The sequence below is a fragment of the Chitinophaga horti genome, from assembly GCF_022867795.2.
GTDB classification, from domain to species: Bacteria; Bacteroidota; Bacteroidia; order Chitinophagales; family Chitinophagaceae; genus Chitinophaga; species Chitinophaga horti.
Genome location: NZ_CP107006.1, coordinates 2327936 through 2343208 on the forward strand (window position 1 = coordinate 2327936; position 15273 = coordinate 2343208).

At 52.5% G+C, this 15273-nt stretch carries 10 protein-coding genes; 2 read left to right on the forward strand and 8 right to left on the reverse strand.

What is annotated here, in order from left to right; genetic code table 11:
- Window positions 1–13: 13 nt before the first annotated feature.
- The 7 genes from MKQ68_RS09460 to rhaT form a co-directional block, all read right to left on the reverse strand.
- Window positions 14–1711 carry an alpha-L-rhamnosidase-related protein gene (locus MKQ68_RS09460; RefSeq protein ID WP_264283079.1) on the reverse strand — a complete coding sequence of 566 codons (1698 nt, stop codon included), beginning with the start codon at window positions 1709–1711 and terminating at the stop codon, window positions 14–16.
- A gap of 52 nt (window positions 1712–1763) precedes the next feature.
- Window positions 1764–5003 carry a glycosyl hydrolase gene (locus MKQ68_RS09465; protein WP_264283080.1) on the reverse strand — a complete coding sequence of 1080 codons (3240 nt, stop codon included), beginning with the start codon at window positions 5001–5003 and terminating at the stop codon, window positions 1764–1766.
- 278 nt (window positions 5004–5281) lie between these two features.
- Entirely contained in the window at window positions 5282–6655 is a 1374-nt protein-coding gene (locus MKQ68_RS09470) for an FGGY-family carbohydrate kinase (protein WP_264283081.1), read from the reverse strand.
- A gap of 22 nt (window positions 6656–6677) precedes the next feature.
- Window positions 6678–7952 carry a sugar isomerase gene (locus MKQ68_RS09475; protein WP_264283082.1) on the reverse strand — a complete coding sequence of 425 codons (1275 nt, stop codon included), beginning with the start codon at window positions 7950–7952 and terminating at the stop codon, window positions 6678–6680.
- A gap of 10 nt (window positions 7953–7962) precedes the next feature.
- Window positions 7963–8277 carry an L-rhamnose mutarotase gene (gene rhaM, locus MKQ68_RS09480; protein ID WP_244843617.1) on the reverse strand — a complete coding sequence of 105 codons (315 nt, stop codon included), beginning with the start codon at window positions 8275–8277 and terminating at the stop codon, window positions 7963–7965.
- A 17-nt stretch (window positions 8278–8294) separates the two neighbouring features.
- Window positions 8295–10412: a bifunctional aldolase/short-chain dehydrogenase gene (locus tag MKQ68_RS09485; RefSeq protein ID WP_264283083.1), complete on the reverse strand. Its 2118-nt coding sequence runs from the start codon at window positions 10410–10412 to the stop codon at window positions 8295–8297.
- A gap of 19 nt (window positions 10413–10431) precedes the next feature.
- Window positions 10432–11520: an L-rhamnose/proton symporter RhaT gene (gene rhaT / locus MKQ68_RS09490; RefSeq protein ID WP_264283084.1), complete on the reverse strand. Its 1089-nt coding sequence runs from the start codon at window positions 11518–11520 to the stop codon at window positions 10432–10434.
- Window positions 11521–11670: 150 nt separating this feature from the next.
- Here rhaT and MKQ68_RS09495 point away from each other — a divergent pair, with 150 nt between their 5' ends.
- A complete protein-coding gene (locus MKQ68_RS09495; protein ID WP_264283085.1) occupies window positions 11671–12705 on the forward strand; it encodes a GntR family transcriptional regulator in 1035 nt (344 codons plus the stop codon).
- 71 nt (window positions 12706–12776) lie between these two features.
- Here MKQ68_RS09495 and MKQ68_RS09500 read toward each other — a convergent pair whose 3' ends face one another.
- A complete protein-coding gene (locus MKQ68_RS09500) occupies window positions 12777–14627 on the reverse strand; it encodes a glycoside hydrolase family 2 protein (protein WP_264283086.1) in 1851 nt (616 codons plus the stop codon).
- Window positions 14628–14867: 240 nt separating this feature from the next.
- Here MKQ68_RS09500 and MKQ68_RS09505 point away from each other — a divergent pair, with 240 nt between their 5' ends.
- Window positions 14868–15248: a DoxX family protein gene (locus tag MKQ68_RS09505; protein WP_264283087.1), complete on the forward strand. Its 381-nt coding sequence runs from the start codon at window positions 14868–14870 to the stop codon at window positions 15246–15248.
- The last annotated feature ends 25 nt before the right edge of the window (window positions 15249–15273 follow it).

Here is a 15273-nt window from a genome sequence, read left to right on the forward strand (position 1 = left end):
AAGTATTCCGTCTTTAATCCACGAGCAGCTTAACGCCGGCCGGGCCCTTCGCCGTGGTTTTAATGCCGCCGTTAGCCAGCCTTTCGTGCCTTACCCGCACGATGCCGTGTGGCGTAGGGAATGTTCCCTCCGCAAAGCTTAAATCGCCTAAATGGGGCTTTATTTTGATGATTTTACAACCGGGGGCGGCTACGGTAATGCCAAGTACATGTTCTGTAAGCCATGGCGCCGGACCGGAAGCCCAGCCATGGCATAAACTGTGGCGAAAACCTTTGTAGCAGTAGGCGCCGTAATCACCGTGAATGTCCTTTTGCCCGGGCAGCACGAACGTATCGATGCGGGAAGCATTGGGCAGCCAGTCCATGTTGAAGTCTTCCCAGAAAGTGGTGGCACCCAGGTCCAGCATGGCACCCCAGTACGTGCGGATGTCGTTCATCGCGCCCTTGTAGTCGCCGGCGAGGGCTTTAGCCTGTAACATGTAGTAACCGTAGAAGGTAGAATAGTTTTTTACGCCGCCAACGCTCAGCACCTCGGTGTTCATCTTTTGTGCGGGGGCGAGTTTAGCCAGGGCGAGCAGCGCTGCGGCCTGTTTGGATTGATGATGATCCGGCGTGTGTTTGCGCAGACGGGCGGCGGCGTCCTGGCATAAACTGGCCAGTGTCGGATCGTTCAATACTGCTGCCAGCTGCGCGCCGGCATCCATACTCATGAGGAGCAGTGATTGTAAACCGGCGTGTACGGCTTGCGGATCTTCGCTGGATGGCCAGTCGAGGAAACGCGTACCGTCGAGCTTTTCCTGGTTGTCGGCACCTATTTTAGTACGCAGGTGTTTCAAGAGTTCTTTTAGATAAGTGTGTTGTTGCTGCAGGTATTGCTTATCACCGCTATACTGGTACCAGTCACGCTGGATGATGATCCACCAAAGGGAATAGGCGCTGATGCCGTTCATGTAACGTGGTAAGGGAGTGATGTCGCGCGTGAGATCGAGACTTAACGGCACTACTTCATGCGCACCAAAAACCGCGTTGATCGTGGCTACTTCCGGGTGCATATCGCCCAGCCATACTAAACGATCGCGTTTGATGCCGTCCCACAGGTATTCCTGCATGTTGAGATGCACGGTGTAGGCGGCAGTCTGCCAGATGCGGTTGAGTTTTTCGTCACTGCACCTGAACGACCCTACATAAGGAATGTCGCGGTATACGGAGATGGCGCGGGCTTCTTTAAGGGGCAGCTGATCTTTTTCATCCACCACATCGATGCGTATAAAACGGAAGCCCGTGTTGCCAACTTCGAGCTTACCGTACGAAGGCACTTCCACGATCATGTCGCGCATGGCGTGGTCGTTGGTGGCGTTCTGTTTCGGTTCGATCTCGCTCATGGCTTCGGATACAGATTCGCCGAAACGCACGCGCAATTTTACAGGGCGGTTCTGCGGAGAAGCGCCGGCGACGAGTTGCAGGCCGCCGTGTATCTCACGACCATAATCCAGCATGATATAAGCACCCGGCTTCATGAAACAAAGCGGGTTGCCGGACAAGTCGGCCTGACCGTTTCCGGGAAGTAATAAACGTTCGGGATTAGTGATGCGGCCTTCCTGTTTTAAAATCTTTACAGGAGCGAGGTAGCTGCGCGTGAGCGGCGACACTTGTTGTGCAGTCAGCGTTGACGTAAAGGCAAACAGGACGAGGACCAGGAAGGTATACTTCATGATACAAAATAGCGCTTCAGCGCGCAGTATGCCGATTTAATTTGATAAACGGCTAATACCGCACCACGTCCAGCTTTACGGGGCCGAGTAAGCCGGCCGATTGTAACTTACTTTCGGGTTGATACGGGTTCGCGTTCAGCCATGTTTTGCGGTCTTTTTCGGGCAGCCGGCTATCGCCGATCAGGCGGTTGACCCAGGTGTTCACGACTTCTACCTCCAGTTTGTTGCTGCCCTTCTTCAACGCGGCCGTTACATCCACGCGATAAGGCGGCGTCCATACGGTGCCTACTTCTACCCCATTCAGTTTCACCTTCGCCATCACCATTACTTTTCCTAAGTCGATGTAGCTGGTACCGAACGGCAGTTCGGCAATGGAGAAGCTGGTCGTATAAACCGCGCTGCCGGCGTAATGCCTGATCAGGCTATCGCTGTGTTGTGACCAGTCGGCCGGCTGTTCCATATCAATCGTTTTGGACGGACCGCGGCGCTCCCTTTCAAACTTCACCTCCCACGGATTACGTAACTCCTGCACTACCTGCGGCGTTGGGAAGTTGCGGGCGCCGGCTTTGGCTGCGGATGCGGGTTTGCGGAACACAACGAAGCCGCTTTCATAGGCTTCGAGTCGTATAGGCACCTGCGTGGTTTTACCGTTAAACGTATATTCCGGCAACACCCGCATGGCGCCACTTACCGCATCCCACCACTCGGGTTGCAGGCCGCTTACACGGAACTCCGGGTAGATGGCGACGTTATTGTCTGTCTGGTTCGTGAGGAAGTATACATCGCCCTCCACTGTGCTGCGGTGTGCGTACAATACATCCTTGTTTTTGAGGGATACATCCGGCTTTAGCTGTATTTCCGCCAGCGCCTGTTCCATCGTCATATTGTTCAACAGCCAGCCGTTGCCGTACTTCCGTTTGGCCAACGTGCGGTCGCTGCCCCACATGGCATAAGCCAGTTTACCGATCTGCTGGTCCGCCACCGGATAGTGTTGCAGACTGGGCGAACGTTTCGGGGCCGGACCAAATACCACGGCTCCCTGCTCTACCAGCTTTGCTATCTTCTGCAATAACTCCGGCCGCATAGTCGTGAGCTCAGGGAGGACGAGCATGCGGTAACTTACGCCCTCCGGCAGTACCAGGCGATTGCCTTTTACGCTGAGGCGATTCAATATTACATCCGCATTAATATAGTCGTACCCGTAGCCTGCCGGCAGCTCGGGCATACGAACGCCCGTCATCTTAGGCGCATCTTCCCCGATAAAATAAGCAATGTCATTCACCGGGCGGCCTTGCTGCAACAGGTAATTACACCTGCGGATATAATCGATGAACGCCTTGCCCTGTGTAAACCAGGTATTGTTCCGATTAAACTCGGTGCCGAACCAGGCATTGATGCCCGGCTTACGATCATCCTCCGGCTGAGATATGAATACGTGTAACAGCGTGTTGTTGATCCCTTCTGTAAATGACCAGTCGCCGCGCTTCTTCAGCAACGCGGGGTACCGTCCGTAAGTGTCGCCGGCCGACGTGAACGACTCTGCGGACACTTTGTTTTTGCCATAAGTATGTGCGGAGGACGACGCCGCCTTACATTCGATATTGCCCAGCTCTCCCTCGTTCCAGAACTCACCCCCGATCTCGTCCGCCAGGCTGCCATACTTCAGGAACTCTGAAGGAAAGCCCCAGTGACCGTAGTTCTCCAGCCATACTTTGAGGCCGTCCTTATTACTTTGCTGACGCAGTCCGCCTACATACTCGGTCGCCACGCGATCAGCCACCAGCCGGCGGAGGTCCCAGAGAAAACGGTTGCTCTGGTCGGCAGAATTGACGATGCGGCCGGTGAGGACGGGCAGCCAGGGCACAGGATCATAGCCGTACTGCAGCTTAAAAGCTTTCGCCATATCATCCGTCCAGTTCTGGGAGCCGGTTTCATAGCTGTCTGCCACCACCCACTTCAGCGCCTTTCGATCGGCTGCCGGTATGCGTTTGCGGATGTCGCCGATAAATGCGTCGTAGTGTTGCTGAACGGGCACGCGATTGATCTTGTCCACTTCAAGGCCTTGTCCCTCGGGTGTGGCCGGTGCATTAGTAACGTTCGTGGGGAGCATGCCGTATCGTACGACGAGCCACTGACCTGCCGGTGCATCCCAGTTTAACTGGCCCTTGTTATCGACATAGGCAGATATGTTTCTTACTTTTCCCGGCGTAATGACCAGCGCGCTGTCTTCCGGCTCGGCCTGTTGTGGCCACTGGTACTCCTTCCACAAAGGCAGCGGCGTCTGGAACATTTTAGACAGCTGCTTGTCCTCGAACCATTCAATACGCGGCGCCGCCAGCAGTTTAAACTCCGCAAACGCCGTGCTGCCCGAGTTCTTCAACACCAGCCGGAACCGTTTACCTGCCACCGCCGGAAAAGCGATGCTCACCGGTGCATACGGCTTAAAGCCCACGTTGCGGGCCGGGTTGGTACGATCGAACGTGAAACTGGTAATGCTATCATACTCCTTGCCGCGCTGCACTTGTAAGATCACTTCTGCCCGGGCCGGACGTCTAGCCGGGTACATCACCAGGCTGCGGGCCGTAAACGCTTTGTCTACATCAATGTCAAAGATGACCGGGTTGTTTGTATACACCACCTCAATATCTACCCCGTCCTCTGTATTGCCATCCATCAAACCCTGTATATTCTTTACGCTGGCATTGGAACTAAGTTTGGCCCCATGTGCCGCTATATCGTCCTGGTCGCCGACCGGCACCGGGAATGCGAGCGTTACGACATCCTGGAAGTGTTCTCCGGGGGCTGGGATCGTTTGGGAAATCTTACCCCCGCCCTTTACCCGCAGCTCGCTGTGCGCCAGGTAACGCATCGATTGCCCGGGTTTTATCCAGGGGCCCCCGCTCTGGCTCCAACCCGGACTGTTAAACAGGCCGATGTCAATGCCCAGGCGGCCGGCGTGTTTGATGGCCGTTTGCGTCACGTTGTACCATTCGTCCGAGAACAATTTGGCCTTACCGTACGGGATTTCTTTTTCACTCATACCGATGTTGCCGATAAAAGCACGCCCGATGCCTACCTCCGCCATCGCGTCCAGGTCCTTTTTAACCCCGGCCGCCGATACATTGTCGTTCATCCAATACCAGTACACGCTGGGCCGCACGCTATCGGGCGGCGTGACGAACGATTGCTGTAATACCGTGGTCGCGGCGAACTTTGGCTGTTGTGCCAGGGCGGTAAGGGGGAAAGAAAGGCAGCTTATGAGGCTAAGCTTTACCATGTGCTGGGCTTTCATCGACACAGTTAAGGTTTATGATATTTTGTAATATTACGACCTTTCTCTGGTAAAACGAACAAAAAAGCCGCCCGCCTGCGAGGCGAACGGCTATGCTTTAAAACCGGATCGGATGGTTCAGTGATGGTTGGGTGATGGTTGGGTGACGGTTCCGTGACGGTCCCGTACCCAGATCGCAGCGTTGTGCGCGAGGGCATCCACCAGCGAACTGCCATTGCCCGAAACCGGATCGGATGGTTCAGTGATGGTTGGGTGACGGTTCCGTGACGGTCCCGTACCTAGATCGCAGCGTTGTGCGCGAGCGCATAATACTTGAGCTCGATGAGGTCGTTGGGCAGTGCCTTCCGGTTCCAGGAGCTGTGAACGGCCAGGGCGGCGCCCATCGCGGTTGCCTGTGCCATGGAGGCGGCGAATACTTCCGTTTCGGGGAACATGGCTGCCAGTAAGTTCATGTAAATCACGTTCTTACTAAAGCCACCGTCCACGAAAATACGTTTCACCCGGGTGCCTTTCAGCACCAACTGGGTGGATTTGTATTGTTCATCGGCGATATCGAGCATCAGCTGGTGATAAGCCTCCACGTCCGTACTAAACGTCGCCAGATCGCGGTTGCCGAAAGCAGTAATGCCTGTGCCTTTAGCTACCGGTTTGCGGTGACGAAGCGTGGCGATGATGCCTGCATCGAAATCGACGGAACGATAGCGCATCGTGTTCTGGTTAAAGTGTTCGGCAATCCGTTTTACCTGCAGCTCGTGCTCATAACCTGCAAACAGCCTGGAGGCCTTTACCGGTTTGCGCTGGAAGGTCATATAACACAGGCAGTCCTGCGCCAGTTCGGCTTCCGTGAGCGGCGTATGGTTAAACGGATTCATACTGATGCACCAGGTACCAGTGGAGATGAGCACGAACGGCTCGTGGAAGTTCACCAGGTAAGGGATGAGTGCTGCCGAGCTGTCGTGCAGCCCCGTGCCGATCGAATAGTTATTGCCCGGGAATACCGCGGGCATCACTTCGTTCGAGGCGACGAGGGGCGCCATTTTATCGAGCAAGCCCTCTTGCTTCACCCAGGGATGGTAATCATTCTGTTGAAAGTCCCACAGGTTGGTATGGCAGCCGATGCTGGTAATGTCCGAGCAGGGCACGCCAGCGAGCAGGTAGCTCATGTACTGTGGCAGGTGCAGCGCGTACTTCACGTCTTTGCAAAGTTCCGGGCGCTCGTGTTTGAGGCGGTACAATTGCATGCCGGAGTTCAGGCTGCCAAGCACGGGCGATGCCGTTTGGGCGGAAAAGGCGGCTTCTCCCCCATACTTTTGATAGAACTGCTGTTTCAGCGGTCCGGGATAGGTTTTGAGATAGTTATACAGCGGTGTGAGCGGGCGGCCGTCTTCATCAATGTACACCAGGCTGGCGCCATAGGTAGAGAAGTTGATCGCCTTCACCTCTATATCTTTTCGTTTAAACACTTCCCTGAGCGAGTCGAACACAGAAAGACGTAAGCTCTCCAGGTTTTCGCAGGGATCGCCGTCTTCGTCCGTGGTTTCGGTAAACCTGGCGGTACGTTCAAACACGATCTTATACTGCTCATCAAACAGAAACAGTTTTTTGTTGGTTTTGCCAACATCAAATATTGCTATAACCGGGTTTCTGGTCATTCCTTACTATCGCTTTGCGCGGCTACAAGCCTGTAGCTACCGTTTTCAAGCCCCTCTCTTTGATGAGGTGTTCTCTCACTTTTTCAGCCCTGTACACGCCGAGCGGATTTAACGCACCGCCTGCACGCAAACGGGCCTCTGCCACCAATGCACGCACATCTGTACGGAAAGCCTGTTGCAGCACTTCCTGGGCGGCGGCTACATCATTGCTCTCCTGGGCTTCCTGGAGTTTTTTACGGTCGACCATCAGGGCCTGCGCATAAGAGATCATGATCGCTTCCACAGACTGCAATAAATCTTCCAACGGATCTTTCACATTGTGAGATGCGTCGATCATCCAGCCTAAACCAGTGGCATGGTCCATACCACGGGCATCCATACCTTCCACGAGTTCGTTGAAGATGAGGAACAACTGGTAAGGTTTAATGGCGCCTACGGTCAGGTCGTCATCACCATACTTGGAATCGTTAAAGTGGAAGCCACCGAGTTTACCTTCCATCAGCAACAGCGACACAATTTGTTCGATGTTCACGTTCGGATGGTGGTGACCGAGGTCTACGAGGGTATACGCTTTAGGACCCAGTTTGCTGGCGTACAGCAAGGACTGGCCCCAATCGCCGACGGTAGTGGAATAAAAGTTCGGTTCAAATGCTTTGTATTCCACGAACATTTTCCAGTCCGATGGCAGGGCGGCATAAATCTCCTGCAGGCCGCTCAGCGTGTGCTGGAAAGCCTGGCGGAAATTCAGTTGTCCCGGAAAGCAGGAGCCGTCCGACAACCAAACGGTGAGTGAATCAGACCCGAGTTCACGGCCATAGTTGATCACTTCAATGTTATGGTCAATCGCTTGCTGGCGTACCTCTTTCTTTACATGCTGCAGGGAGCCGAACTTGTAGCTATGCTGCTGGTCGGGCTGGTCCTGGAACGTATTCGAGTTCATCGCATCGAAGCGGATGCCATGTTGGGCAGCCAGTGCTTTGATGTGAGATGCGTTTTTTGGAATATCCCACGGAATGTGAAGGGAAATAGCGCCGCTGCTCTGGTTCAGTTTGTGCAGCAGGCCGATATCTTCTATCTTTTCTTCGAGACTGCGTGGCTCGCCACCACCGGGGAACCGGCCAAAGCGCGTACCACCGGTACCTAATGCCCAGCTGGGAATCGCCACCTGGAACGCTGCCAGTTTATCTATGATCGCCTGGGCGTTCTTTACCTCGCCGCTGATGTAATCGAAAGCGCGTTTGTGCGCAGCCGAAGCAGCCTGGTTGTGCTCTTCTATCTTATACTTTTCTATTTCCATAACGCAAAATTTACGGGAGATAAAATACTTCTTTTAATGGAATTGATACGGGAGAATTATCCGGGTTAGTGTCCATGATGTCACTCATGTACTTCCACCAGCGTTGCATCACCGCTTCTGCGGGCAGTTTGTCCAGCGCAGCTTTGTTTTCCACCTTTAAGGTAGCAAACAGTATATGGGTTTCCTCGTCGAGGAAGATGGCGTAGTCGCTAATTCCACTGGCTTTGAGCAACCCTTGTAATTCGGGCCAAAGCTCATCGTGGCGTCTTTTATACTCCTCCGCCATCCCCTCTTTGAGTTTCATTTTGTTGGATACGCGTTCCATAACGGGAATGATTAAAATTATCTAACGAAAGCCATCGCTACACCGCCGTCGATGTTCAGTACGTTACCGGTTGCCTTGTTGAGCATACCGCCTACGAATACGAAACATGCGTTGGCAATGTCTTCCGGCAGGATGATCTCATTGAGCAAAGTACGTTTGGCGTAGAATGCAGGCAGCTCTTCCACCTTCACACCATAAGCCTTCGCGCGACCTTCGGCCCAGGCACCTGCCCAGATCTTACTGTCAGAGATAACGGCATCCGGGTTCACCGTGTTCACACGAATGTGATCTTTGCCTAGTTCCGCGGCGTTCAGGCGGCTGAGGTGCAGCTGTGCAGCCTTCGCAGAACCGTAACCGGCGTTGTTCGGACCGGATACCAGTGCGTTCTTGCTCACAATGTTGAGTACGTCGCCACCGGTGCCCTGCTTACGCATTACTTCCACACCACCTTGGGTTACGAGGAACTGGCCTTTTACCAGCACATCATACAGGATGTCCCAATCCTGCTCGGTATGTTCTTCGATAGGTTTAGAAATGGACAGACCCGCGCAGTTCACGACGATATCTACGCCACCAAAAGAGAGAGCAGCTACGTCGAATGCTTTTTTAATTGTTTGGGCAGATGTTACGTCCAGCACTGCTGCGGCATACACGTCTTTCCCGAATGCTTTATCAAAATCTGCTTTGGCAGATTCGAGGCGTTGTGCGTCGTTATCGTTGATCACTACCACGGCGCCTTCTTCTGCAAACTTCTTAGCGATTGCTTTACCGATGCCACCTGCGCTACCCGTCACCAAAGCAATACGTCCCGACAAAGCCTTAGGCTTCGGCATACGTTGCAGCTTGGCTTCTTCGAGCAGCCAGTACTCGATATTAAAAGCTTCCTGGCGAGGCAGCGAGGTGTAAGAAGAAATAGCTTCCGCACCCTTCATTACGTTGATGGCGTTGATATAGAACTCCGCCGCTACACGCGCCGTTTGTTTGTCTTTCGCGAACGTAAACATACCCACACCCGGGTACAGGATCACCACCGGGTTTGCATCACGCACAGCCGGACTGTTCGGGTGTTTGCAAGCGTTGTAGTAATCGGTGTACATGTTGCGATATGCATCGAACAGCGGCGCGATCTTTTCTTTTATCGCAGCCACGTTGCCCAGGTCTTCACCCGCTTCCAGGTTCAGTACCAACGGACTGATTTTCGTACGCAGGAAGTGGTCGGGACAGCTGGTACCCAGTGGTGCCAGGCGGTCGAGATCCTTAGCGTTGATGAACTCCAGTACACGATCGTCGTCTGTAAAGTGACCCACCATCTTCGTTTGGGAAGAACAGTAGCCACGCAGCACCGGTGCCAGCGCCGCAGCCTGTGCGAGCCTTGCTTCTTTAGGGAGCGACTGTATTTTAGCGCCACCAAATACAGGGGCTTTTTTACCGATGTTAGCTTCGAGGTATTCGGCACAACGTTCGATTACTTCGAGCGTGTTCATGTAACTTTCATAAGCCGTATCACCCCAGGTGAACAGGCCGTGAGAGCCGAGCATGATACCACGGATACCAGGATTTTCGTCCAGGCACTGCTTCAGCTTCAGTCCCAGGTCGAAGCCGGGGCGCTGCCATTCCACCCAACCGATGGTGCCGCTGAACAGCTCCTGGGTGATCTTTTTACCGTCTTTTGCGGCGGCAATGGCAATGGCTGCATCCGGGTGCAGGTGGTCGATATGTTTGAAGGGAAGAAATCCGTGCAGGGGCGTGTCGATAGACGGTGCCTTTGAGCTGAGGTCGTAAATGCAATGGTTAAATAGTTCCACCATTTCATCCTCATGCTCTACACCGCGGTATACATTTTTCAAGCTACGCAGGCGGTCAACGTACAGCGCTGCCAGTCCGCTGCGTTTCAGCGTACCCAGGTCGCCGCCGGAGCCTTTTACCCACATTACTTCCGTGCTTTCACCGGTAAGCGGATCTTTAGCAAAGGCTTTGCAGGAAGTGTTACCACCACCATAATTCGTGAGACGAAGATCGGCACCCAGCAGGTTAGAGCGATAGATCAGCAACGCGACCTCGTCGCCTGCCATTGAAGCCGCAGTGGCTTCATCCCACAGATAGCTCACATGTTTGAAAGTTTGTGTAAGAGACATTTTCTACTATTTAAATTCGTTAATGACTAATTGCAGTTGGTTTCAGGTAGTTACCGTAGCCTACGATGAGTACGGAGGCGAGTATTACGAGAATACCAACGATGATGGTGGTTTTAGTTTTCTTACTCACGCCTTTCCATTCGTTGAGCGCCAGGCCCCATGCGTTGGCGATAAGAATGATAAAGGCCATGTGTAATATCCAGGAGCTGGCACCGTTACCCAGCCGGCTTTCGCCCATGCCATAGAAAAAGAATTGCAGGAACCAGGTAGTGCCGGCCAGCGCGGAGAACAGGTAGTTCTTTGCCAGCGGCGTCTTCGTATTCGTATAATCACCGAAGGTTTTATTACGTGCATTCAGGATCATACACCATATAAGGTTGGTTGTAAGCCCACCCCATAGCAGCACGACATAAATCACGTTGTTGCGGTAGAGGAATTCACCTTCACCCGGGTGCTGCGCCTTCCACATATCGTTCGCTACAATACCCATCGGCGAACCCGCCTCGATGCCGAAGCTGAAACAGGCACTCAGCACACCGGAGATGATCGCCACAGTTAAACCCAGGCCGATCTTAAACTCCTGGCTTACTGCCGTTCCCTTTGCCAGGTCCTTATCCTTCATGGCACCTGCTTTACCGCAGATGATGATGCCGATTACACATACCAGTAGTCCGAGCAGTACACACTGGCCCCAGGCATTGCTCACCAGGTGCGTGATCGTATCCTTCCCTTCCGTGGCCACGATATCATAATAAATCGAAGGAATAAGCGCCCCGAATACCGAACACAATCCCAGGATGATGGAACTGCCGAGCGAAACACCTAAGTAGCGTACCCCCAACCCATACGTTAAACCACCAATTCCCCAAAGCACCCCCATGATGTAAGTCCATTTCAGTACGGAAAAGTCGGTAGCGCGGATGATGTCGGCAAAGTTTGGGATTGTTAAGTAGGCAGCCAGTGGCGGTACGATCAGCCAGGAAAACATGCCACCAATGATCCAATAACTTTCCCAGCTCCAGCCTTTTACTTTTTTATAGGGAATATAGAAACTACCGGAGGCGAACCCGCCTATGAAGTGAAATAAAATACCTAAAATGGCTTGCATCAGTCGTGGAAGTTTTGTGGCTAGTGAGTTAGTAATTTTTCTAAAAGTATAAAAACAGTGTTTTTCAACCGTCATGGACTGTCATGCCCCGGGTGGGGGATATTTTACAATTATTTTAGTATCATTGTACTAACGGCTAAGCGACTGAAAATGATGAAGCAACATCCCATATTTAAATATTTATCGATCGACGACTTCTCGGCCACGCCCAAGTACTACCAGCTGGCCAACGCCATTATCAAGGCCATAGCCGACAAAAAGGTGCAGCAGGACGATGTATTACCTTCCATCAACGAAGTGAGTTACGTTTTCGAGATTTCGCGCGATACGGCCGAAAAGGCCTATAAATACCTGAAGGGGCTGGGCATTCTCGGTTCCGTACCGGGCAAGGGATATTATGTGCAGAACGTCAGCCACGGCCAGCAGTATAAGATACTATTGCTGTTCAACAAACTCAGCGAACACAAAAAGATCATTTACGATTCCTTTGCCAGTACACTCGGCGAGCATGCGGGTATCGATTTCTATATTTACAACAGTGACCTGGCCCTTTTTAAGAAACTATTATCGCAGAAGCTGTCTGATTACACCCACGTGGTCATCCTCCCCCACTTCCGCGAGCGTTGGGATAATGTGGACGAGATCATCAACAGCGTACCCAAGGAAAAACTCATCCTGCTCGACAAACGACTGAAAGGCGTGACCGGCGAGTACGGTGGTGTGTACGAAAACTTCCAGGAGGATATTTACGCCGCACTGGAACAAGCGAAGGATAAGTTACAGAAATACCAGACCATCAAGATTATCTTCCCGGAGAACACCTATTACCCGGAGGAGATCCGCCTGGGCTTTTCCCAGTTCTGCCAGAACTACGCGTTCAACTTTAAGATTGTGAGTGAAGTGGAGGACGAACTCATTTCCCGGGGTGATGTATACATTAACCTGAGAGAAAATGACCTGGTGGTACTGATAGAGAAAGTAATCGACCTTAATTTATCGATCGGGAAAGATGTGGGCATTATATCTTACAACGAAACCCCGCTTAAAAAGCTGATCCTGAACGGGCTTACCACGATATCTACTGACTTCAGACTGATGGGCGAGCTGGCGGCGAAGATGGTATTGGAAGGAACTAAGGCGCAGATAGAGGTGCCGTTTTATTTGACGATGCGGCCGTCGTTGTAACTCCGCGATGCGCATCATAAAAAAAGGCCGGCTCTCAAGTAGCCGACCTCTCCTCAACAAAAAAAGAACTTTTACTTAATCACCACCAGCGAAGGATTATACAGCTTACTATGCAGCTGGAATAACTTCGCCTCCGGGTTCTTCATTACTTTACGATCGTAGGTCATCAGGCCGTTCGTCTCCACTTCCACGTCGGTGGTTTGCGTGTATACGGCGGCGGACAAACCATCTTTAATCAGCGACTCCATGCGGGTCATGAACGCTGAGTAACGTTTCAGCAGGTCTTCAGGTGTTTTAAAGCTCTGGTAGCCCCAGTTGTCTTTCTGCTGCCAAACGTGGCCGTCTACAGGCAAACCTAAACCACCAAATTCACCGAGCACGATAGCGCGCGTAGCGCCATAGATGGCCGGATCGGGCATGGCGGGTTCGGGATAGTTGTGCAGGTCGATGATGTGACCGGTGTTGAAGAAGTTGCCGCCGCTCGCGCTGTTCACCAGGCGCGATGGGTCTTTCTTCATGGTCCATTCTGTTATTTCTACAGTTTTGAACTGTCCCCAGGCCTCGTTAAACGGTACCCAGCTTACGATAGACGGGAAGTTGTGCAGGGTATTCATGATGATTTCCCACTCTTTCCGGTAGTAACCTTCCGAAGCGGCATCGCGCTTTTGTTCGGTGCCACGGCCGATAATCGCAGGGCGTGGTTCCCAGCCGTTACCGAGGTCGCCGCTCGGCATATCCTGCCAAACGAGAATGCCGAGTTTATCGCAATGATAGTACCAGCGGGCCGGTTCGACTTTAATGTGTTTGCGGATCATGTTAAAGCCCATTTCTTTGGTCTTTTCCACGTCGTATTTCAGTGCGGCGTCTGTAGGTGCGGTATATAAACCGTCGGGCCACCATCCCTGGTCGAGCGGACCATATTGGAATACGAACTGGTTGTTCAGCAACATACGCTGAATGCCTTTATCATCCTTTCCCAATGAAGATTTACGCATCGCAAAGTAGCTCTGTGCTTCGTCGGCCACTTTGCCGTTACGTACGAGCGCAAATTTCAGGTCGTACAGGAAAGGTGTGGAAGGCGACCAGAGTTTCGGGTTAGCGATCTTCAGTACGGCGGTGCCATTAGCATCCACTTCCTGTTCAGCCACTTTTTCGTTGCCGTTAAAAGCGCTCACCCGCACTTTGTCGCCGGCTTTTGCACCTGTAACGAACGAACTAACGGTCAGTGTTTGTGCGTCGATGTTGGGCGTTTGTTTGCTCGCGCTCAGGTAGGTTTGCGGTACGGCCTCGAGCCATACCGTTTGCCAGATGCCCGTCACCGGTGTATACCAGATCCCGTTGGGCTTCCGTACCTGTTTACCACGTGGCTGCGTACCTTCGTCGGTGGGGTCCCACACTTTAACGGTCACTTCCTGGGCACCGCTTTTTTTCAATAAGGCGGTGATGTCGAAATTAAACGGATCGAAGCCGCCCTCGTGGGTACCGGCCGATTTACCGTTCACAAATACTTCTGTTTGCCAGTCTACGGCGCCAAAATGTAACAGCACGCGTTTGCCTTTCATGGCTGCCGGCACGGTAACAGTAGTACGGTACCACAACAGGCTGTCTTTACCCACGGTACGGCCTACACCCGATAAGGCAGATTCCACAGCATATGGCACGAGGATCTTGCCTTCGTAGCTGGCCGGTGCAGCGTTACTGCGGGCGGTGATAGCGTAATCCCATAAACCATTCAGATTTTTCCAGTTGTTGCGAACGAAATGTGGCCGTGGATACTCCGGCAAAGGGGCAGCGGGATCTACCTGCTCACTAAAAGTAGTCGAAATTTTACCGGGTACGATCTTCCAGGCGGGCTGCTGTGCAAAAGCAACACCGCAATGCATGGCGATCGCTACCAGCGATAACGTGAAAGCTTTGTTCATTACGAGTAGTTTGATGAATATGAGCCCTTAAAATATCCATTATATTCGCTTCTGCACACATTTTTTTGATCAGCGGAGCATGTCCGGAAAAAATTTTCCATTTTCAAATGAAATCCTATCTTAGCGCTATCGTAAGTTTTAACCGCAACAATGAACACATCGGCCTAGCTGCATTCAGTATTGTTTCCCTCTGAGAGCCTTCAATCAAAACAATTCCACCAACAAATCCCTGCACACTGCATGAACACTGCATTATGGATCGTACAAGCAATTTTAGGTATTTCCTTTATCCTGGCGGGCGTACGCAAACTCATCGAACAAAAGATTAAACTGGCCGCGCAAGTTCCCTGGACAGGCAGGTTTCCCGCCGCCGTGGTAAAAGGTATCGGCATTCTCGAAATATTGGCCGGACTCGGTTTTATTCTCCCCCACTTAACGGGCGTACAACCGCACCTCACGCCACTGTCGGCGCTGGCGGTGGCCGGGGCTATGGTATTTGCGGCCATTCATCATTTACGTTACAAAGAAGGTAAAGAGGCGATAGTGAACGTAGTGGTGTTAATACTGGCGGGCTTCGTAGCCCTGGGGCGTAACGAGGAAAACTATTTAGGTCTGCTTTAAATCATTAGTCAGCCGCCGTTGTGTC

Bases quoted from the DNA above. Each gene is read 5' to 3' on its own strand.
- MKQ68_RS09500 (WP_264283086.1), bottom strand. From the start codon at position 14,627: ATGAACAAAGCTTTCACGTTATCGCTGGTAGCGATCGCCATGCATTGC.
- MKQ68_RS09495 (WP_264283085.1), top strand. From the start codon at position 11,671: ATGATGAAGCAACATCCCATATTTAAATATTTATCGATCGACGACTTC.
- MKQ68_RS09475 (WP_264283082.1), bottom strand. From the start codon at position 7,952: ATGGAAATAGAAAAGTATAAGATAGAAGAGCACAACCAGGCTGCTTCG.
- MKQ68_RS09505 (WP_264283087.1), top strand. From the start codon at position 14,868: ATGAACACTGCATTATGGATCGTACAAGCAATTTTAGGTATTTCCTTT.
- MKQ68_RS09465 (WP_264283080.1), bottom strand. From the start codon at position 5,003: ATGAAAGCCCAGCACATGGTAAAGCTTAGCCTCATAAGCTGCCTTTCT.
- rhaM (WP_244843617.1), bottom strand. From the start codon at position 8,277: ATGGAACGCGTATCCAACAAAATGAAACTCAAAGAGGGGATGGCGGAG.
- MKQ68_RS09460 (WP_264283079.1), bottom strand. From the start codon at position 1,711: ATGAAGTATACCTTCCTGGTCCTCGTCCTGTTTGCCTTTACGTCAACG.
- MKQ68_RS09470 (WP_264283081.1), bottom strand. From the start codon at position 6,655: ATGACCAGAAACCCGGTTATAGCAATATTTGATGTTGGCAAAACCAAC.
- MKQ68_RS09485 (WP_264283083.1), bottom strand. From the start codon at position 10,412: ATGTCTCTTACACAAACTTTCAAACATGTGAGCTATCTGTGGGATGAA.
- rhaT (WP_264283084.1), bottom strand. From the start codon at position 11,520: ATGCAAGCCATTTTAGGTATTTTATTTCACTTCATAGGCGGGTTCGCC.